20 protein-coding genes are annotated in these 21522 nt (G+C 47.0%); 14 read left to right on the top strand and 6 right to left on the bottom strand.

Annotation, left to right across the window (positions count from 1 at the left end; genetic code table 11):
• Positions 1-12 precede the first annotated feature (12 nt).
• Positions 13-603 (bottom strand): DNA-3-methyladenine glycosylase I, encoded by a 591-nt coding sequence (locus ACXAGC_RS03275; protein WP_474842334.1) that lies wholly within the window; start codon positions 601-603, stop codon positions 13-15.
• Positions 604-722: 119 nt separating this feature from the next.
• Between ACXAGC_RS03275 and glyQ the strand changes: the two genes are divergently transcribed.
• The 3 genes from glyQ (at position 723) to ACXAGC_RS03260 (ending at position 4212) form a co-directional block, all read left to right on the top strand.
• Entirely contained in the window at positions 723-1628 is a 906-nt protein-coding gene (gene glyQ, locus ACXAGC_RS03270) for a glycine--tRNA ligase subunit alpha (protein ID WP_119499425.1), read from the top strand.
• A 2-nt stretch (positions 1629-1630) separates the two neighbouring features.
• A complete protein-coding gene (glyS, locus tag ACXAGC_RS03265; protein WP_474842331.1) occupies positions 1631-3703 on the top strand; it encodes a glycine--tRNA ligase subunit beta in 2073 nt (690 codons plus the stop codon).
• A 65-nt stretch (positions 3704-3768) separates the two neighbouring features.
• On the top strand, positions 3769-4212 hold the full coding sequence (locus ACXAGC_RS03260) for a hypothetical protein (protein WP_474842329.1): 444 nt from the start codon (positions 3769-3771) through the stop codon (positions 4210-4212).
• 54 nt (positions 4213-4266) lie between these two features.
• Here the strand turns inward: ACXAGC_RS03260 and ACXAGC_RS03255 are convergent, their stop codons facing one another.
• The 5 genes from ACXAGC_RS03255 to dnaA form a co-directional block, all read right to left on the bottom strand.
• Positions 4267-4971 carry an HAD family hydrolase gene (locus ACXAGC_RS03255; RefSeq protein ID WP_474842327.1) on the bottom strand — a complete coding sequence of 235 codons (705 nt, stop codon included), beginning with the start codon at positions 4969-4971 and terminating at the stop codon, positions 4267-4269.
• Positions 4972-5128: 157 nt separating this feature from the next.
• Entirely contained in the window at positions 5129-7549 is a 2421-nt protein-coding gene (gyrB, locus tag ACXAGC_RS03250) for a DNA topoisomerase (ATP-hydrolyzing) subunit B (protein ID WP_474842325.1), read from the bottom strand.
• Positions 7550-7559: 10 nt separating this feature from the next.
• Positions 7560-8648, bottom strand: a complete 1089-nt coding sequence (recF, locus tag ACXAGC_RS03245; RefSeq protein WP_474842323.1) for a DNA replication/repair protein RecF — start codon at positions 8646-8648, stop codon at positions 7560-7562.
• Positions 8649-8717: 69 nt separating this feature from the next.
• Complete coding sequence (gene dnaN / locus ACXAGC_RS03240; RefSeq protein ID WP_474842322.1) at positions 8718-9821, bottom strand: DNA polymerase III subunit beta; 1104 nt, start codon at positions 9819-9821, stop codon at positions 8718-8720.
• Between the two features lie 32 nt (positions 9822-9853).
• On the bottom strand, positions 9854-11425 hold the full coding sequence (gene dnaA, locus ACXAGC_RS03235) for a chromosomal replication initiator protein DnaA (RefSeq protein ID WP_474842320.1): 1572 nt from the start codon (positions 11423-11425) through the stop codon (positions 9854-9856).
• A gap of 617 nt (positions 11426-12042) precedes the next feature.
• Here dnaA and rpmH point away from each other — a divergent pair.
• From rpmH to rsmG, 11 genes are all read left to right on the top strand, one after another.
• Positions 12043-12177: a 50S ribosomal protein L34 gene (rpmH, locus tag ACXAGC_RS03230; RefSeq protein ID WP_014290886.1), complete on the top strand. Its 135-nt coding sequence runs from the start codon at positions 12043-12045 to the stop codon at positions 12175-12177.
• Between the two features lie 15 nt (positions 12178-12192).
• Positions 12193-12549 (top strand): ribonuclease P protein component, encoded by a 357-nt coding sequence (rnpA, locus tag ACXAGC_RS03225; protein WP_119503225.1) that lies wholly within the window; start codon positions 12193-12195, stop codon positions 12547-12549.
• Entirely contained in the window at positions 12537-12785 is a 249-nt protein-coding gene (gene yidD / locus ACXAGC_RS03220) for a membrane protein insertion efficiency factor YidD (protein WP_119503569.1), read from the top strand. The genes rnpA and yidD overlap by 13 nt, the downstream gene beginning before the upstream one ends.
• A 10-nt stretch (positions 12786-12795) precedes the next feature.
• Positions 12796-14460, top strand: a complete 1665-nt coding sequence (yidC, locus tag ACXAGC_RS03215) for a membrane protein insertase YidC (RefSeq protein ID WP_474842317.1) — start codon at positions 12796-12798, stop codon at positions 14458-14460.
• Positions 14461-14518: 58 nt separating this feature from the next.
• On the top strand, positions 14519-15001 hold the full coding sequence (locus tag ACXAGC_RS03210) for a YajQ family cyclic di-GMP-binding protein (RefSeq protein ID WP_303572547.1): 483 nt from the start codon (positions 14519-14521) through the stop codon (positions 14999-15001).
• 1 nt (position 15002) lies between these two features.
• Complete coding sequence (gene mnmE / locus ACXAGC_RS03205) at positions 15003-16391, top strand: tRNA uridine-5-carboxymethylaminomethyl(34) synthesis GTPase MnmE (RefSeq protein ID WP_474842315.1); 1389 nt, start codon at positions 15003-15005, stop codon at positions 16389-16391.
• Positions 16392-16393: 2 nt separating this feature from the next.
• Positions 16394-16828, top strand: coding sequence for an FMN-binding protein MioC (mioC, locus tag ACXAGC_RS03200; protein ID WP_474842313.1), 435 nt, complete (start codon positions 16394-16396; stop codon positions 16826-16828).
• Between the two features lie 6 nt (positions 16829-16834).
• Complete coding sequence (locus ACXAGC_RS03195; RefSeq protein WP_474842310.1) at positions 16835-17497, top strand: DnaT-like ssDNA-binding domain-containing protein; 663 nt, start codon at positions 16835-16837, stop codon at positions 17495-17497.
• A 5-nt stretch (positions 17498-17502) separates the two neighbouring features.
• Entirely contained in the window at positions 17503-18321 is an 819-nt protein-coding gene (locus ACXAGC_RS03190) for an ATP-binding protein (RefSeq protein WP_119503219.1), read from the top strand.
• 660 nt (positions 18322-18981) lie between these two features.
• A complete protein-coding gene (mnmG, locus tag ACXAGC_RS03185; RefSeq protein ID WP_474842308.1) occupies positions 18982-20883 on the top strand; it encodes a tRNA uridine-5-carboxymethylaminomethyl(34) synthesis enzyme MnmG in 1902 nt (633 codons plus the stop codon).
• Positions 20880-21521: a 16S rRNA (guanine(527)-N(7))-methyltransferase RsmG gene (gene rsmG / locus ACXAGC_RS03180; protein WP_303572542.1), complete on the top strand. Its 642-nt coding sequence runs from the start codon at positions 20880-20882 to the stop codon at positions 21519-21521. The genes mnmG and rsmG overlap by 4 nt, the downstream gene beginning before the upstream one ends.
• Position 21522 lies beyond the last annotated feature (1 nt).

The raw sequence follows: 21522 nt of genomic DNA, 5'->3' as shown, positions 1-21522 counted from the left end.
GCCCTGCAACGGCTAACGCCTCGCCTCCTCGCAACAAGCCTGGTAACAATGACAGGTGACCGTATGGTCGTTTACCATTCCCACCGCCTGCATGTAGGCATAGCAAATCGTTTCTCCGACAAATTTAAAACCAGCTTTTTTCAGTGTCTTTGCCATCAGTACGGACTCTGCTGAACTTACCGGAGCATCTTTATAGTTCTGCCAGCTGTTAATAATGGTTTTATGGTCAGTGAACTGCCAGATGTAATCTCTGAATGACATATTCTCTGTAATGGCCAGATATGCCTTTGCGTTCGCAATGATGCCTTTAATTTTTAGTCTGTTACGAATAATACCGGGTTCCTGCATCAGACGTTCAACATCCTGCTCCCCCATTTGCGCTATTTTTTCCGGATCAAACTGATGAAACAGTGTTTCGTAATTTTTTTGCTTTTTCAGAATGGTGATCCAGGACAATCCGGCCTGCTGACCATCAAGACAAAGCTTCGCAAACAGTGCAACATCGTCCATTTCCGGCCGCCCCCAGTGCGTGTCATGATAAAGCTTATACTCCTCATCATCTGATACCCAGCCGCAACGGTTAACATCAGGTGGCACTGTCATGGCGTTTCTCCTTTTAATTACGCGCTTTTTAGTCAGTTTTCGCTGTTTCAGCCTACATTCATCAGCTTACAAATTGTATACTACTCCACCTTTACATTGGTCAGTTATAAGCAGCAAACATGCAGAAATACGATATTAAAACCTTTCAGGGTTTGATCCTCGCACTGCAGGATTACTGGGCACGCCAGGGTTGCGTGATTATCCAGCCTCTGGATATGGAAGTAGGTGCAGGTACATTTCATCCGATGACATTCCTGCGTTCTTTAGGTCCGGAGCCTATCAGCAGTGCTTATGTTCAACCTTGCCGCCGTCCTACAGACGGCCGTTATGGCGAAAACCCCAATCGTCTGCAGCACTATTATCAGTTTCAGGTCATGCTGAAGCCGTCTCCTGATAATATTCAGGAGCTATATCTGGGCTCACTAAAAGAGCTGGGCTTTGATCCGCTGGTACATGATATCCGTTTCGTAGAAGATAACTGGGAATCCCCTACCCTGGGTGCATGGGGTCTGGGCTGGGAAGTCTGGTTAAACGGCATGGAAGTGACTCAGTTCACTTACTTCCAGCAAGTGGGTGGTCTGGAGTGCAAACCGGTTACCGGTGAAATCACCTACGGTCTGGAACGTCTCGCGATGTACGTTCAGGGCGTAGACAGCATCTACGATTTAGTCTGGACTGACGGTCCGATGGGCAAAGTAACTTACGGCGATGTATTCCACCAGAACGAAGTGGAACAGTCAGCCTATAACTTCGAATACGCCAACGTAGACTTCCTGTTCAGGACTTTCGATGAATGTGAAGCAGCCAGCCAGTTACTGATTGAAAAAAATCTGCCATTGCCCGCCTACGAGCAGGTAATGAAGGCGTCGCACGCATTTAACTTACTCGACGCCCGTCACGCCATCTCAGTGACTGAAAGACAGCGTTATATTTTACGTGTCCGGACGCTGGCAAAAGCTTGTGCTGAAAGCTACTACCAGGCCCGCGAAGCCCTCGGCTTCCCATTGTGTAATAAGGAGCAGTAATCGTGCGCACTGAAAATCTTTTGGTAGAAATTGGTACAGAAGAATTGCCACCGAAAGCCCTTAAATCATTGGGTGAGAGCTTTGCTGCTAATCTACAGGCAGCACTGGATAACGCAGAACTGGCCTACTCAGGCATTCACTGGTTTGCAGCTCCCCGTCGTCTGGCAGTATCTGTATCTGATCTTGCCGGGTCACAGGAAGATAAAGTGGTAGAAAAGCGTGGTCCTGCCGTGTCAGCAGCATTCGACGCCGACGGCAATCCGACTAAAGCGGCCATGGGCTGGGCACGGGGCAACGGCATTGAAGTTGCTGATGCAGAACGTATGGTCACAGATAAAGGCGAGTGGTTGTTGTACCGCGCCAGTGTCGAAGGACAAGGCATCGGTGAACTCATTGAAGGTCTGGTGAATCAGGCCATCAGTAAGCTACCTATACCTAAAGCGATGCGCTGGGGAAGTTCAACAACTCAGTTTATTCGTCCGGTACACACAGTTACTGCTTTGTACGGCGCCGAACTGTTACCTTTGACTGTATTAGGTAAAGCCAGCAGTCGCGTAGTTCAAGGCCACCGCTTCCATGGTGAAGCTACATTTGAACTTGACCATGCTGATAGCTACGCTGCAGCCATGAAGTCTCACTACGTTATAGCTGATTTTTCTGAGCGTGCTGAGTACATCCGTAACGAACTGGAAAAGGCCGCTGATACTCTTGGCCTGAAAGCTGATTACGATGAAAGTCTGCTGGAAGAGATCGCCTCTCTCGTTGAATGGCCGGTAGTCATGCAGGCATCTTTTGAAGCGTCTTTCCTGGAAGTGCCCAAAGAAGCACTTATCTACACCATGAAAGATGATCAAAAGTATGTGCCTCTGTTATCAGCAGACGGTGCGCTGGATAACCGTTTCCTGTTCGTCAGTAATATTGAGTCTCAGGATCCTGTTCAGGTTATTTCCGGTAACGAAAAGGTTATCCGCCCCCGACTTGCTGACGCGGAATTCTTCTTCAACACTGATAAGAAGTCCTCGCTGGAGAGTCGTCTTGGCAGTCTCGAAACCGTGTTATTCCAGAAACAACTGGGTACGCTTAAAGATAAATCTGACCGCATCTCTGCGTTGTCAGCGTTTATCGCTGAGCAGACAGGTGATGACACTGAAGCAGCTGCGCGTGCCGGTTTACTGGCAAAAACGGATTTAATGACGCAGATGGTCATGGAGTTTCCGGACGTGCAGGGCGTCATGGGTAAGTACTACGCTATCAATGATGGTGAAGCCCCTCTTGTAGCTGACGCATTGTATGAACAATATATGCCCCGCTTTGCCGGCGATGAATTACCTGTATCCGGTGTCAGCGCAGCAGTATCTCTTGCAGATAAACTGGATACGCTGGTGGGTATTTTTGGTATCGGTCAGTTACCTAAAGGTGATAAGGACCCCTTCGCACTTCGCCGCGCAGCAATTGGCGTACTTCGTATCATCACTGAAAAGGACTTAGCACTGGATCTTGAAACTCTGGTGGCTAAATCTGTTGAAGTGTATGGCGATAAGCTTACCAATGCAGACACCGAAACGCAGGTCGTTGATTTCGTACTTGGACGCTTTGTTGCCCTGTTACAGGACCAGGGTGTGAGTATTGATGTTATTCAGGCCGTTGCAGCCCGTCGTCCTACCCGTCCTGCAGACTACGCAGCACGTGTTCAGGCGGTAGCCGCGTTTAAGGAACGGGAAGAGGCAGAAGCACTTGCAGCAGGCAATAAACGTGTTGCGAACATTCTCGCCAAGCAGGAAGGTAATGTTGCAGGGTCTGTAGATACCGCACTACTCCAGGAAAATGCTGAAAAGGCACTGTACGAAGCGCTGGAAGGTGTTCAGGCTGAGGTGAAAGCTGGTGTTGCTTCACAGGACTATAATGCTGTGCTGAGCGCTCTGGCGACTCTCAGGGAAGCCGTTGATAACTTCTTCGATAATGTCATGGTAATGGCTGAAGATGAATCCGTACGGAACAACCGGCTGGCCTTGTTGTCTGTATTAAGACAGCAGTTCCTTGAAACCGCTGATATTTCGTTACTGACTAAACAGTAACTGGTATCGCCTTTTTAACGATGCCCGGCTACATCAATGTCGGGCATTTTTTTAGTGGAGTCACAGTGAATAAAAAGTTCGCTTTTTTATTAATGTTTGTCTTCCTTTCCGGGTGTAGCAGCCGGAGCGTAGTCAGTTTACCCGGCATCATGGAACCGCCGGAAATTAAATTTGAGAACCTTTACCTGCGTGGTGTTTTTAACTGGTGGGAAGCCAATGCTAAATATCAGCTAAAGGAAGGTTCACAAGGCTGGTACGTGGATGTTGATTTGATTGCTGATGGTCAACCCTATGACTTCCGTTTATCTGACGGTTTCTGGACGCCGGATCAGACTTGTGGTGCGCGCTACAAAGGTCAGGTTGTCATGGTGCAGTCTTCCATTTACATGGTCTGCGGCACCGAATCCGAAAACCTGCAGTTCACACCTGAGAAAACCGGTGTGTATCGCTTTACCTTCACCCCTGCCAGTGGCGGTGAGGTTATGCTGCTGGTTACACCGAAAGCGTAAACAAAAACGGCTTCATTACGAAGCCGTTTTTTTATCTCTCATTCTTACCCTTAATTACACCCACTCCGCTACTCTGACTTTCTCCCCGGCGAGTTGCTCTGCCCGACCTTTTAACTTTTCAGAGGGATTGATAAGTGTAATGCTTTGCTTGCATTTATCCATAACAGGCATGTCAGACAAGCTGTCTGTATAACCGTGCACCCATTGTTCAAAACATTCTTTTTTCTGTGTAGCCATCGTCAGTTTATTTTTGCCAAAGCAGTATTCTGAAGTAAACAGACCATAGAATGTATGTGTGAGACGCGAGCCGATGATCCTGTCAAAAGGAATACGGCATTGCCGTGCGATATATCTTGCCACCCAGGATGGGGCTCCGGTAATGATAACAATCCGGTAGCCTTCCCTTTGTCTTATTAGTATCTCCTCCAATGCACTTTCATAAATCAGTACATCCTGCTTTTCAGATAGTTGCTGATAGTATTCACTCAATCTCAATTTGAGATCCTTACCTGTCACGCCCAACGTAGCCAACCAGCACACGAGGTGCAACGACATCAACCTGGTTTTTCTGAACGAAAATAGAATAAACAGCAGCGGGAATAAAAGAAGAAACAGAACAATCTTCCTTTTGGATGCGCATATCAGATACCGGTAAAACAAATATCCGGAATCACCATTGAACAGGGTTTTATCGAAGTCAAAGACGACGGTTTTTCTCTTTGCCTGCCTACTATCAAGTAGTTTCAAATTCTGCTCCATCAGTATTTCAACGCTTCCCGTTCTGGTTATGAGTCATTTTTACCGGACGGCGCCTGACTTAGTGTGCATCCACTAACCAGCTTAAATACACACGGCATTTTATATTCAAAATGAAAAAGGGTGACTTACGCCACCCCTTGTTCTGATTATCAATAAACTACACGTCGAGGTTTTCTACCTTCAGTGCATTCTGCTCGATGAATGCTCTGCGTGGCTCAACCTGGTCTCCCATCAATGTTGTGAATAACTGGTCACAAGCGATGGCGTCTTCAACGGTAACCTGAAGCATACGGCGGCTGTCAGGGTCCATCGTTGTTTCCCACAGCTGATCAGGGTTCATTTCACCCAGCCCTTTATAACGCTGAATATACTGACCGCGCTTAGCTTCACCCATCAGCCATTCAAGGGCATCTTTAAATGACTCTACCGGCTGCTTCTTCTCACCACGCTGAATGTATGCTGAATCATTCATCATGTCGTTAATAGATTCATTCAGGTCACGAATTTTCGCGTACTCGGTAGAATCGATGAACTCCTGATTCAATTTGTAGAAGTAGTCAATACCGTGCATACGCATGGTGATCTGAATAAAGAATTCGCTACCTTCTTCTTCCGGCAGGATGTCGTAACGATACGTTGCCCCATCATTCTCTTTTTCATTGAGGCTGTTTACGAAACTTTCTGCTACGGCGCTAAGCGTTGACTCGCTCTTCAGATCTTCGTGTCTCAATGTAGGAGAATAAATTAAACGGTACAGAATCGCCGGCGGCATCAGACGGTGAAGACGCTTGATCATCTTCTCAACAGACTGGTATTGCTTCACAAGATTCTCAAGAGCAACACCGGAAATGCCCGGTGCATCTTCACTGGTAAACAGTGCTGAACCATCAATAGCAATATTTGTCAGGTAGTTAGTCAATGCATCTTCGTCTTTCAGATACTGTTCCTGCTTACCCTTTTTCACTTTATAAAGTGGTGGTTGAGCAATATAGACGTATCCACGTTCGATGATTTCAGGCATCTGACGATAGAAGAATGTAAGCAGCAACGTACGGATGTGCGAGCCATCCACGTCCGCATCGGTCATGATAATGATGCTGTGATAACGCAGTTTCTCGGGATCGTATTCGTCACGACCGATACCGCAACCTAATGCAGTAATGAGGGTTGCGACTTCCTGAGATGACAACATTTTGTCGAAACGGGCTTTTTCTACGTTCAGAATTTTACCTTTCAACGGCAGAATAGCCTGATTTTTTCTGTTACGACCCTGCTTGGCGGAACCACCAGCAGAGTCACCCTCCACTATATACAGTTCAGATAGTGCAGGATCTTTTTCCTGACAATCAGCAAGTTTACCGGGAAGACCAGCCAGGTCCAATGCACCTTTACGACGCGTCATTTCACGAGCCCTGCGGGCGGCTTCACGAGCCCTTGCTGCATCGATAATCTTCGAAGCAATGATTTTACTTTCGTTGGGGTTCTCGAGCAGGAAGTCAGCCAGCTTTTCGTTCATCGTAGACTCAACGGCGTTCTTCACTTCTGAAGAAACCAGCTTGTCTTTTGTCTGTGATGAAAACTTAGGATCAGGTACTTTAACAGAGATAACGGCCGTCAAACCTTCACGGGCATCATCACCACTGGCATTAGTCTTAGCCTTTTTATTCAGGCCTTCTTTTTCCATGTAGTTGTTCAGTGTACGGGTAAGCGCACCACGGAAACCGGCTAAGTGTGTACCACCATCACGCTGTGGAATATTGTTAGTAAAGCAGAATATGCTCTCCTGGAAACCATCGTTCCACTGCATTGCGACTTCAACAGAAATGCCGTCTTCACGCTCAGTGCTGAAGTGGAAAACCTTCTGATGGACCGGAGTCTTATTTTGATTAAGGAACTGAACGAAAGCCTGGATACCACCTTCGTACATGAAGTGGTCTTCTTTTCCGTCACGCTCATCTTTAAGGCGAATGGACACACCTGAGTTCAGAAATGACAGTTCACGTAAACGTTTAGCCAAAATGTCATAGTGGAATAAGGTATCGGTGAAGGTATCGGAACTTGGCCAGAAACGCACAGAAGTACCGGTTTTGTCCGTATCGCCGGTTATCGCCAGTGGTTCTTGTGGAACCCCATGGTGATATTCCTGCTCATGAACTTTGCCTTCACGACGAATTTTCAATTTCAGTTTGCTGGATAGCGCATTTACAACCGAAACACCTACGCCGTGAAGACCGCCCGATACTTTATAAGAGTTGTCATCAAATTTACCGCCGGCGTGCAGTACCGTCATGATGACTTCCGCCGCTGATACACCTTCTTCCGGGTGCATGGCAGTAGGAATACCACGACCATTATCTGAAACAGATACTGAACCGTCAGAGTGAATTTGAATCACAATTTCAGAGCAATAGCCTGCCAGCGCCTCGTCGATAGAGTTATCTACAACCTCAAATACCATGTGGTGCAAACCGGTTCCATCGTCTGTATCACCAATATACATACCCGGGCGTTTACGTACGGCATCCAATCCTTTCAGGACTTTAATACTGGACGAGTCGTAGTTGTTTTGCTCTGACATAGTCTAACCTTTACTCCTCGTTCACGTGGCCATGTTCCACGTGAAACATTTTTTTGTCTTTATATTTGCTTATAAACTCGAGTTGTTCACGCTCTATAGCAGTCACAAAAAGCTGCGTGTCCATCGCGACTAACCCGTCTATAAACCGCTCTCGCTTATCTAAATCAAGTTCAGCTCCAACATCATCAAGTAAAAAAATACTGCGTCTTGATGTTTCCTGTTGGAACAATGTTGTCTGTGACAACTGTAATGCAGCGACAGCCATTCTAAGTTGCCCTCTTGAGAGAACTTCCTGCGCCGCAGAACCATCCACTTTAAATCGTAAGTCTGATTTGTGTGGCCCTGAAGTTGTGTAACCTACCTTTGTATCGTAGTCACGTTTTCGCGTCAGGCTTTCAATCAAAGAAGCATCTTTATCCCACCCCTTATAATACGAGATTTCGAGAGAAAACTCAGGTAGAAATTCACTACAAATGGCATTAAATATTGGCTGTAACCGCCCTATGTAGTCTTTTCTCTTCTCACTAAGGTGTTCCCCTACGGTTTGGAATTGTTGCTCCCAATAAGCGTTCTCGGGCGCACTCAGATTTGCTTGTCTCTTAAGTAATGTATTGCGTGTTTTTAGCAACTTTTGGAATGTTTGAAACAGCAAATTGAATTCATGTTCCACGTGGAACAATCCCCAATCGATGAAACGACGGCGTTCCCCGGGTGACCCGATAATGAGGTCAGTACTCTGAGGTGTAAATAATTGAACCGGTATAAGACTAACTAAGTCAGCGAGACGGTGTGAATGGTTGCCGTTTATTGAACAAACAAATTGCTCATGCCTGCTACGCTGTAATCCGATGTTTTTTACGTTGCCATCATCGCCCGCACAGCGGGTGAAAATGCTGAAACGGTCTGCATCATGACGAATAGCAGACTCATGCTTGTTTGTGCGAAATGAACGCCCATAACCAAGATAGTAAAGCGCTTCAATAAGAGATGACTTACCGCTGCCATTCTTACCACTTATCAGCGTTAAAGAACGAGACGGGATAAATGAAGCGTATTGAATATTTCGGAAATCAGTCAGCTGGACTTTGTCCAGTTTCATAGGCGTTGCCCGGGGGAAGTATAAAACAGAGAGACGAAAGCAAAGCCTTCGCCCCTGCTTAAAGATGGCCTACAGACGCATCGGCATGATGACATATAACGCAGCATCATCACCGGCATTTTGGATAAGAGCACTGGAGTTAGAATCAGATAAAGTTAGTTGCACTTCTTCTGTCGTCAGAGCATTAAGAACGTCAATTAAGTAAGCGACGTTAAAACCAATTTCTAAATCGTCGCCTTCATAGTTCACATCAACAATTTCTTCCGCTTCTTCCTGCTCAGGGTTGTTGGCTGTGATTTTGAGCTCACCACTGGAAAGGTTGAGTCTTACACCGCGGAATTTCTCGTTCGATAAAATTGCAGCACGGGCAAACGCATCTTTTAATACTGCCTTACTAGCAAGAATAGTTTTATCCCCGTCTTTCGGTAGCACACGACGATAATCAGGGAACCGCCCGTCAACCAGTTTACTAGTGAAAATAAAATCGGAAGAGAAAAGACGAATATGGTTAGCACCTATTTGTACTTTAATAGACTTATCGTCATCTCCGATTAAGCGGGAAATTTCCAGTACACCTTTACGGGGTATGATCACCTGACGCGCCGGTAAGGATGCACTTTCATAATCCAGCCTGCATAAAGCAAGGCGGTGACCATCCGTAGCGACGGTACGGATAATATGTTCTTCGGTTTCCAGTGACATGCCGTTTAAATAATAACGCACATCCTGTTGTGCCATGGAGAAATGGGTACTGTTGATCAGGCGTTTGATGTCAACTGAAGAAAGCTCGAACTCAACCTCACCTTCCCAGTCTTCAAGATTTGGATAATCGCTGGCAGAAAGCGTGGATAAAGTGTAGCGACCACGTCCTGCACGGATAAGCGCTTTGCTTCCATCGAGGCTGAACTGGATATCAGTACCGTCAGCAATACCACGGCAAATATCAAATAATTTCTTAGCAGGAACTGTAATTTCACCTTCTTCATACTCGCCTTCAAGACGGGTACTGGCGATGAGTTCTACCTCGAGATCCGTTCCGGTTAGCCAGAGTGCATCCTCACTAACTTTAATAAGTACGTTAGAAAGAATAGGTAATGTGTGTCTTCTTTCTACTGCACCGGAAACTAACTGTAACGGTTGAAGAAACTTTTCTCGACTAATGGTAAATTTCATTGATTTACTTTCCTGCCTGGAATGTCAAAGTTTTATGAGGACAAGGTTCTTATCAGGTTTTTATAGTCCTCTTTTATATCATGACTTTCCTCTCTAAGCTGCTCTATTTTTCGGCAAGCGTGCAGAACCGTAGTATGGTCTCTGCCACCGAAAGCGTTACCCAATTCAGGTAGACTGTGATTGGTCAATTCCTTAGCAAGCGCCATAGCTACCTGCCTTGGTCTTGCCACACTGCGGCTACGACGCTTAGAGAGAATGTCAGCAACCTTAATCTTATAATAATCTGCGACAGTTTTCTGGATGTTATCCACTGTAACGAGTTTTTCCTGTAAAGCTAACAGGTCACGTAATGCTTCACGGACGAAATCGATAGTAATAGGCCGACCGGTAAAATTCGCGTTAGCGATGACACGATTAAGTGCGCCTTCCAGCTCACGCACATTTGAACGTAATCGCTTGGCAATAAAGAACGCCACTTCATCAGGCAGGTGAATTTTATTTTCTGCCGCTTTACGCATAAGAATGGCCACCCTGGTTTCAAGTTCAGGGGGTTCTATCGCTATGGTCAGGCCCCAGCCAAACCGGGACTTGAGGCGATCCTCTACCCCGTCAATCTCTTTAGGGTAACGGTCTGACGTCAGTATGATTTGCTGGTTTCCTTCAAGCAATGCATTGAAGGTGTGGAAAAACTCTTCCTGTGAACGCTCTTTATTCGCAAAAAATTGAATATCATCGATGAGCAAGGCATCTACCGAGCGGTAAAACCGTTTAAAATCTTCAATAGCATTATTCTGAAGTGCTTTTACCATGTCCTGTACAAAGCGCTCTGAATGCATATACACAATTTTAGCACCCGGACGGTTTGCAATAATGCCATTACCTACTGCGTGCAGTAAGTGGGTCTTACCCAAACCGGTACCACCGTATATAAATAGCGGATTGTAGGAACCTCCCGGGTTATTAGCAACCTGAGTCGCAGCCGCTCTGGCCAGCTGGTTTGATTTACCTTCAACAAAATTATCAAACTGATAGGTCGGATTGATATTGCTTTTGTGCTTCATCGCTTCGGGGATGGGGACAACTGCTGGCCCACGTCCGGCAGGTATATTAGTCCCCGTCTGCTGATGAACAGGTTCAGGTTCGCGATATGCACCGGCACCAGAACTGGCTTTAGTGATGTTCGGGGCAGACAGGTTGTCATTTTGTTGTACATGTGGAACAGGCGCGGAGGCATTCACCTCCGGCCGTCCCATCCCTGTCTCTGCGGATGAAAACTGTGCAGGAGGTTGAGAACGGCTGAAAGTACCGGATTGAACAGGAGCCGGAGCCGGTCGACCTGAGGGGATACCGCTGGTGGGTCGGCCAGTACGGGTAGCAACATCTAAATGAAGTTGTGGGGTATCCTGCCCACAAAACTCGGTGAACAACTCTGTGATTTTGTCTCTGTACTTATCTCTTACCCAGTCCAGAACAAAACGATTCGGGGCAAATAACGTCAGAACGTCTGCATCTTCCTGAGCAGTAAGCGGACGTATCCACATACTATATTGTTGGGTCGGCAATTCCTGGCGTAGGCGCTCGAGGCACATATTCCACAGAGACATAATAATGTAGGCTCCAAAAGCTGCTGCAGACGCCAGTAAGACAAAAAACGGCGAAGAGAATACGTATTCCTGATTGAGAAAAAGGAAAAGCAATATTTATTCTGGGTAACAGCGGTGTATGTTGTATTCTAATTGTGATCGCTGTGGATTATCTGATCTTCTGTGGGTAAAGTAAATCACGATCTGGCTCGATCTTCCGGATCCAAAGATTAAACTATTGAAATTTATCCCTTATTTTATTTCGTTATATCTCTATCACAGATAATCGCTAAAACACTGTACGCTTGATCAGGCTGTGAGATCCGGGTAAAAAAGCCATGATCTTTACCGATCATCTATTGACTTGTGGATAAAATTATATTTGCAGACAATTTATTCACAGCAAAATTATCATGAATTGAAATATCTTTGCAGAGCTGAACAAAATTTCTGCACTATTTTATAAAAAATATGCAGTATAAAGGCGTTTTGGATTGACATCAGGTGCCGGGATCTCTAGAATTCAGCGTCCTTTTTGGATGGGCGGCGTAACATGCTTATCAATGGACACAATGTTTTGTTGGTAAGACTGCTATTTTGCACGTCTGATATTTAACTAGAAAAGTGAGACTTTGGTCATGAAAAGAACATTTCAACCGAGCAACTTAAAGCGCAAGCGTTCTCACGGTTTTCGTGCTCGTATGGCGACTAAAAATGGTCGTAAAGTACTAGCAGCTCGCCGTGCTAAAGGTCGCGCTCGCCTTTCTGCTTAAGAGTACTACCCAAAAGTGGGTGAAAATAATTTTTCCAGGGAGTTACGTCTGTTAACTCCCTCCCACTTTACCCATGTGTTTAATGACGCAACTCCTGCTGTATCCCCTGCTTTTACCTTACTTGCCCGCAAAAACGAATTAGCACATGCCCGTGTCGGGATTACTATTGCTAAGAAACGCGTGCGAAAAGCCCATGACCGCAACAGACTGAAACGTATCATCAGAGAAAGTTTTCGTCACCGTCGTCACGCACTGCCTGCAGTCGACATTATTGTGGTTGGCAAATCCGGCGCAGATAAACTCACCAATGACGAAATATTTTCTATGTTGGATAAGCAATGGAAAAAGTTAGCAAAACGCTGCGCAAAATAACCATCGCTCTTCCTCTGCTACTGGTTAAATGCTATCAGTGGTTCATTTCGCCGGTTTTGGGACAACGGTGCAGATTTCACCCGACTTGCTCATATTATGCAATTGAAGCATTAAATTCGCATGGATTGCTAATTGGCGGTTGGTTATCGATTAAACGCATATTAAAATGCCACCCTTTCAATCCGGGCGGAAACGACCCCGTGCCGGAATCACGGAATAATAAACACTCAGAATAAAGAGACCTCTATGGAATCGCAACGTAGTTTTCTGTTAATCGGCCTTGCCCTTGTGAGCTTCTTACTATGGCAACAATGGCAACAAGATTATGGCCCGCAACCTGTTCAGCCCGCCGCATCTGAACAAAGTAGCACGAATGCCGGTAGTAACGGTGTACCGTCCTCTCTGCCAGGCAGCGATGATGTGCCGGTTGCTTCTCAGGACGACGTGCCCGGCATGGTGCAGGAAGCTAAGCCTGAATCTGCACGTACAGTTCACGTACTTACTGACACGCTGGATCTGAAAATTGATTTAGTCGGCGGTGACGTAGTTAAAGCGAATCTGGTGAAATTTCCGTTAACTCAGGAATCATCAGAAAACTACAGCCTGCTGCGCCCTCAGGATGGTTTGTATATAGCACAAAGCGGTCTGGTTGGTCGTGATGGTCCTGACGGAAACCGTTCAGGGCGTCCGCGTTATGATACTTCACAACAAGAATTTGTCATGCAGGGCGATACCTTGTCTGTGCCTCTGACCTGGCAAAATGCAGATGGCGTGAAAATTACCAAAACCTTTAATTTTACTAAAGGCAGCCACGACATCGCCCTGACCTATACCATCGAGAATAACTCGGGCAATACGACAACTTACCAGCAGTATGCACAGCTTAAACAAACCACTCAGGTACCTGATGGCGGAAACATGTTCATGCCAACTTACCGTGGTGCAGCATACGGTAGCGAGGAAGATCGTTATGAGAAGTACACGTTCGACGACATTGAAGATAAAAATCTGAAAGTGTCTACGGAAGCCGGATGGGTTGGTATGCTCGAACATTACTTTGTTTCAGCCTGGATCCCGCCTGCTTCTCAGGTAAATAACCTTTATACCAAACTGGTTCAGAATCAGTACGCCATTATCGGTTTCACCGGTACGCCGGTAAATGTAGCCAGTGGTGAAACTGCGACAATCGGTGCAGAGCTGTATCTGGGCCCTAAAGATCAGGACAACCTCGCGCAGCTGGCAAATGGTCTGGACCTGACAGTGGACTACGGCATTTTATGGTGGTTATCACAGCCATTATTCGCACTGCTTCAATTCCTGCACAGCCTGGTAGGTAACTGGGGTGTCGCCATTATTCTCATCACTGTTATCGTTAAGGGTGCTATGTATCCGCTGACGAAGAAACAGTATGAATCCATGGCCCGCATGCGAAATCTCGCACCTAAGATGCAGCAACTGAAAGATCGCTTTGGTGATGATCGTCAGAAAATGTCTCAGGCGATGATGGAACTGTATCGCAAAGAGAAAGTAAACCCGATGGGCGGTTGTCTGCCAATCATCCTGCAGATGCCAATTTTCCTCGCGCTTTACTGGGTATTACTGGAAAGTGTTGAATTGCGTCACGCAGATTTCTTCCTGTGGATCACAGACCTTTCTGTGAAAGACCCGTATTTCGTGCTGCCGGTACTGACCGGTGCGAGTATGTGGTTACTGCAAAAGCTGCAACCCACAACCGTAACCGACCCAATGCAACAGAAGATCATGCAGTTCATGCCTGTGGCCATGAGTGTGTTCTTCCTGTGGTTCCCGGCCGGTCTGGTACTTTATTGGTTAGTCAGTAATATAATCACCCTCATCCAGGCAAAACTGATTTATGCCGCAATGGAAAAGAAAGGGCTAAAATCTAAGTAACTATCCCATCATTATCAGCCCGCTATAGCGGGCTGATTCATCTAAGAGAGGTCAAATAATGCCATCTTTCGACATCGTATCTGAAATCAATATCGAAGAAGTCCGTAATGCAACGGAAAACACCCAGCGGGAACTGGCTACCCGTTTTGATTTTCGCGGCGTAGAAGCCAGCATCGAATTTAAAGAAAAAGCCGTGACCATGAAAGCTGAGGGTGAATTTCAGGTTCAGCAGCTTGAGTCAATGTTCCGTAACGCCTGCTCCAAACGCAATCTGGATACCAGCATTCTGGATTTAAAAGATTACGATCACCGCGGCAAAACGGTGACCCAGGTCATTACGTTCAAAGAAGGTATCGAGCAGGATACTGCCAAGAAAATTGTAAAGCTTATCAAAGACAATAAAATCAAAGTGCAGACAGCCATCCAGGGTGATCAACTTCGGGTCACCGGTAAGAAGCGTGATGACTTACAGCAGGTTATTGCACTGGTGCGCAGCTCCGATTTAGGCCAGCCGTTCCAATTTAAGAATATGAAAGACTGATATGCACCCTATTGCCTCCTCACAAGATACCATCGTCGCACAAGCTACAGCCCCCGGCCGTGGCGGTGTGGGTATTGTGCGTGTATCAGGGCCCGCAGCAATGGAGATTGCGCAGGCACTGGTACCTGTCACACTGGCTCCGCGCTCAGCGACTTATACGCCTTTTCATAATCAAATGGGCGATGTGATCGATCAGGGAATAGCACTTTATTTTAAAGGGCCGAATTCCTTTACCGGTGAGGATGTGCTTGAACTCCAGGGCCATGGCGGACAAATCGTCATGGATATGCTCATTGATGCTATCCTGGCCTGCGGGAACGTACGCCTGGCAAGGCCCGGGGAATTTAGTGAACAGGCATTTTTGAATGATAAGCTGGATCTCGCTCAGGCCGAAGCCATAGCAGACTTGATTGATGCCAGCTCTAAACAGGCTGCGAAAAGTGCTCTGCGCTCATTGCAGGGAGAGTTCTCCCGCACAATAACCGCTTTATCTGAGCAAATCATTCATCTTCGCATGTATGTAGAAGCGGCTATCGACTTTCCTGATGAAGAAATCGATTTTCTGTCAGATGGCAAAGTCGCCGGGGATCTGGCTGATATTGTTGAATCCCTTGCAGCGGTACAGCAAAAAGCCAGACAAGGCTCGCTTTTAAGAGAAGGCATGCAGGTGGTTATTGCCGGTCGTCCTAACGCAGGCAAATCAAGCTTACTGAATGCGCTGGCGGGTCGCGAAAGCGCTATCGTCACAGATATCGCCGGTACTACCCGTGATGTCTTAAAAGAACATATCGACATTAACGGCATGCCGGTGCATATCATCGATACAGCCGGCTTACGGGAAAGTCCGGATAAAGTTGAGCAGATCGGTATTGAGCGTGCGTGGAAAGCGATTTCGGAAGCAGACCGCGTGTTATTTGTCGTCGACAGTACAGACACCGCTGTAATCGACCCGTATGAGATCTGGCCTGAGTTCATGGCACGACTGCCTGAAAACATACCCACGACAGTAATCCGCAATAAGGCCGATTTATCAGCAGAGACTGTGGGCATTCAGCAGCTCACCACACAACATGGCAACGTCAGCGTGATTGGCCTGTCTGCCAGCACCGGTGAGGGTGTGGAATTACTGCGTCAGCACCTTGCCGATACCATGGGTCTGGACACCACCACAGAAGGACAGTTCATTGCCCGCCGCCGTCACCTTGACGCACTGGCGCAGGCAGCAGAACATGTGGATAACGGCCAGCAACAATTGCTCTCACATCTGGCCGGAGAATTACTGGCCGAAGAGTTACGTCTTGCTCATCAGGCACTCACTGAAATTACCGGTGAATTCACTTCAGACGACTTACTGGGTCGTATTTTTTCTTCATTTTGTATCGGTAAATAATTATGTCTAAACATCTGTCAATCATCGTCGGATCTGTACTGGGTGCATCAGAGTACGTTGCTGAAGCCCTTGAGCAGGTAGCGCAGTCTGCCGGATTCGCTACCACACTGCAGTTCGAGCCGGATCTGGATGCACTGGAAAAAAAGGGGTCATGGTTAATTTGCACCTCAACACATGGAGCCGGCGAGCTTCCAGAGAATATTCAGCCTTTTGCGAAGGCTCTGGAAGAAACCGATCTGAGTGGTATTGACGCTTGGGTAGTCGGGCTGGGCGACAGCAGCTATGACACCTTCTGTTATGGTGCCATGGAAATGGAAAAGCGCTTAACTGACGCCGGTGCAACGTTAATTGCGCCGCCTTTGCATATTGATGTACTTAACCATCCTATCCCTGAAGATGTAGCGGTAGAATGGTTTGAACAACAAGTTAAGCAATAACGTTTTATGTTTACCGAAGCAGAATATCACGCCCTCACCTCGCCGCTCTCTAACGACAGCAGAGTGTTATATTGCCTCGGTCTGAAGCCGACAGCCGATCTGAACGCCGCCCGTTCAGATGTCCTCAATTATAAGTTTCTTATCACCCTGTTAAACGGCAACGACCAGCAGGAAGACACCTATACCCGTGGCCAGCAAATCAATACGCTGCTCAGCGAACTGGATCAGGCCGGCCTTATCGCCCTTGAGGGAGAGGCAACCTTTGAGACCTCTCTGAGCGGCCAGCACGTGTTGTTGCCACTGTGTCGTCACGCACAGGATGACTTCACCCATCTTCACAGACAATATACAGCAATCCACGGACGCTGGCGTCCTGATCCTGCCCTGTTTGAAGAAATGGCAAACCTTATCGGGCTTATCGATCGTGAATTCGGTGATGAAGATATCGGTGAATTTGTATCCTACTGGCTGGGCAGGCCGGATGCCGTTTTCAGCCACTTCCAGTGGACACAGAAATTTGCTTATGCCATCAAGAGAAAACGGATGACGACCGGCCATACCACAACCAAAAAAGTGGGAAGTCAGAGTGTACCCGTTGCAGCAGGCATAGAAGCAGACGATAATGCCAGAAAGCTGGTGGAAAAATACGCCTCACAAAAGAAGAGCTGAATGTCATGCAATCGTTAAAAGATAAGCTTAATCAGTTGGCCCGCGCCATGGGCAAACCGGAAGTTAAGGACGGTTTTACAGAATACGAAACACTCAGAAAAGAGTATGAGCGTAAGGCGAATGAGGAAGTCCGCCAGTTACAGCAGGACAGTAAAAAACAACGCATCACAGATCTGCACGGCCGCTCTGATCTGAATCCCCGCTGGACCTTCGCAAACCTGATTGAAGACAGTGAAGACGTGATTGAAGCGGTAAGCATCGCCCAGTCATTTATTGCTGCGCACAGTGACAGAGAGTGGCGTCAGGCCGGTTCTCACATGATGTTATTCTACGGTGACTATGGCCGCGGAAAATCACACATCGCCGGGGCTATTGCCCACGAACTCATTGAGCAGTACGAGATAACGGTGTTATACCGTCAGCTGTCCACACTGATGGAAATGCGTCATTTCTCCTTCGATTTCGGTTCACAGGATAATATAGGTCAGCGCTTCCGCGAAGCCCACCAGGAATTGCTGGATGTGGACTTGCTGATCCTTGATGAAGTCTGTGTGAATGAAAGTATGCTCAAGAAAAACCAGCAAAGCTGGCTCGGTAATCTGCTCAGACAGCGCCTGGTGAATAAGAAAAACTGTATCTTGATCACCAACCATAATCTGACAGAGCTCGAGCTGGCATTAGGTAAGTACTGTTTTGAGTCGATTAAAGAGTATGACACCTATAAGGTGCGTTTTTCCGGCCCCAGCCGCCGTGATGGTCTGGTTAATGATGAACAGCCTTCTGAGACGCAGCAGACGCGTTATCAGCCCAATCAGGTACGCTGAAGCGAGCTGAACGAAACCGGGTTTTACAGGAAAAGCGTCATAATGACGCTTTTTTTATTTCTTTTTGCCTGCGGGTTACTAATCGAAACAGAAAAAAGGATCGTGGATAAGTGTGCGATCATGTGATCTTGTGGAAAAGATCTAATCACAGGAAGATCACCCTTCAAACACGCGTAAAACAGGGATATATGCGATCATTAAGTGATCGTTGCCGACAAGTTATCCCCAATCGGATCACATCTTGATCACGCCTGTGGATAGGATCCTGTAAACCACTGTGCATAAGCTCTGATCACGAAAAGAATAACTTTTCTCAAGATTTGGATTGTGGATAATATACCTGGTTATGCACATGATCCCGGGTGGGTTATGATCGGCTCTGTACCGAACTTATTCTTTCTGTAAGATCATGATCTAAAGAACGAAAAATCACTTACTCACAGATCTTCGCGATCCTAATAAATATAAAAATAAAGATCTTAAAAGAGATCTTATATTCTATAAGCCGGTAGCCTTTTCCGGATCCAAAGTAAATTGCAGAAAATTTAACCATTTTAATCAGGCAATAAGTCAGCTAAAATACGCGCCCTTTTTCTGACAGCCCGTAAAGCCAAAGAAATATACGATTAACTACATTCCCCGTGTTATGTGAGGTTCAACATGTTTTATCAGGAAGCATTCGATGTCATCGTTGTGGGTGGTGGTCATGCCGGCACCGAAGCAGCATTAGCATCTGCCCGTATGGGTGCAAAAACCCTGTTATTGACACATAACATGGAAACCATCGGACAAATGTCCTGTAATCCTGCTATCGGCGGGATCGGAAAAGGCCATCTGGTTAAAGAGATCGATGCCTTAGGTGGTGCAATGGCACTGGCAATTGATCAGGGCGGGATCCAGTTCAGAACTCTGAATTCAAGTAAAGGCCCTGCTGTGCGTGCAACCCGCGCCCAGGCTGACCGGGCACTGTATCGTCAGGCTATCCGTAATGTGGTAGAAAACCAGCCAAATCTGTCGGTTTTCCAGCAAAGCTGTGATGACCTGATCGTAGAGAACGATCGCGTGGCCGGTGTGGTTACCCAGATGGGTCTTAAATTTAAAGCCAAAACGGTTGTTCTGACAGTGGGCACATTCCTTGGCGGTACCATTCACATTGGTCTTGAGAACTATCGAGGTGGCCGTGCAGGTGATCCGCCGTCACTGGCTCTGGCAGAACGTCTGCGTGCATTACCCTTCAGAGTGGATCGCCTGAAAACCGGTACCCCTGCCCGTCTTGATGCCAGGACGCTGGATTTCAGCGTTATGCAAGCACAACCCGGCGACACCCCTGTACCGGTATTCTCGTTTATGGGTAACCGTGAAATGCATCCGCAGCAAATCAGCTGCTACATCACCCATACTAACGAAAAAACCCATGATATCATTCGTGGAGGTCTGGATCGCTCACCCATGTTTACCGGTGTCATTGAAGGTGTTGGCCCGCGTTACTGTCCGAGTATTGAAGATAAGATCACCCGTTTTGCTGATAAAGACTCTCACCAGATCTTCGTGGAGCCGGAAGGGCTTAACAGTATCGAGGTATATCCGAACGGTATTTCAACCAGTCTGCCCTTTGATGTTCAACAGGCGCTTATTCACTCGATCCGTGGATTTGAAAATGCCCATATCATCCGTCCCGGTTATGCCATCGAATATGATTTCTTTGATCCGCGGGATCTGAAGCAAACGCTGGAAACTAAATTTATCGGCGGACTTTTCTTTGCCGGACAAATTAACGGCACTACCGGTTACGAAGAAGCCGGTGCACAGGGACTGATGGCGGGAGCTAACGCAGCACTGCAGGTTCAACAGAAAGATCCGATGATTTTACGTCGTGATCAGGCTTACATGGGTGTACTGGTAGATGATCTTGCGACCATGGGAACCAAAGAACCTTACCGCATGTTTACCAGCCGTGCTGAATATCGTCTGTTGTTACGGGAAGATAACGCTGACAGCCGTCTGACAGCGCTTGGCCGTGAAATCGGACTGGTTGATGACGCACGCTGGGCAGCGTTTAACACGAAGATAGAAGCCGTTGAACTCGAGCTGCAACGTCTGCGTGGCCAGTGGGTGCATCCTGATCACAAAGCAGTGCCGGAGCTCAACACGCTGCTTAAAAATCCCGTGAGCCGTGAACACTCCTTTGAAGAGCTTATCCGGCGTCCGGAGATGACGTATAACGCGCTGATGAACATTGACGGTATCGGGCCGGGTATTGACGATCCTGTTGCTGCTGAGCAAGTGGAAATTCAAATCAAATATGCCGGTTATATCGCCCGGCAGCTGGATGAGATCGCAAAAGCGCAACGCCATGAAAATACATTGCTGCCAATGGACTTCGATTACAGTAAAATATCCGGTCTTTCAAACGAAGTGGTGGCCAAACTTACCGAAGCCAGACCGGAAACCATCGGTAAGGCATCGCGGATCTCGGGTATTACGCCGGCGGCTATTTCGTTGTTGCTGGTGTATCTGAAAAAGCATGGCATGTTACGTAAACAGGAATTAAAGACAGCGTGAGTAACGTCGATACTGTAAAACTCAATGAAATTTTGTTGCAGGGCTGCGAAAAGTTAGCGCTGGACATCACCACTGAACAGGCTGATAAGCTCACCGGATATGTTCAGCGTATCGACAAATGGAATAAAGCCTACAACCTTACCTCGGTGCGCGATCCTGAGCAGATGATGGTAAAACATATTCTTGACTCACTGGCCGTTACCCGGTTTGTCAGTGGTAAGCGGGTTATCGATGTGGGCACCGGACCGGGTCTGCCCGGCATGCCTCTGGCTATTATGTTGCCGGATATTGAATTCACGTTACTGGATAGTTTAGGCAAACGTGTCCGGTTTATGAAACAATGTGCATTCGAACTTGGTCTGACAAACGTCACTCCTGTGCACAGTCGCGTAGAAGAGCATGAACCTGCACAACCTTACGATATTGTGTTGAGCCGTGCTTTTGCGTCGTTGAAAGATATGTTGCACTGGTGCCAGCATCTGGTAGATTCATCAGGAGTCTTTTTTGCTCTGAAGGGACAATTTCCTCAAAGTGAGATAGACGAAGTAAGTGATCACTTCCAGATCGGGTCTGTAGAGGCGTTATCCGTGCCGGATCTGACCGGAGAGCGTCATTTAGTAACTATTCGAAAAGTCTGAC

Source organism: Alteromonas sp. AWJ4_197 (assembly GCF_056160285.1).
Note: the sequence above shows the minus strand (reverse complement) of the source record. Positions and strands in the feature narration are given on the sequence as shown.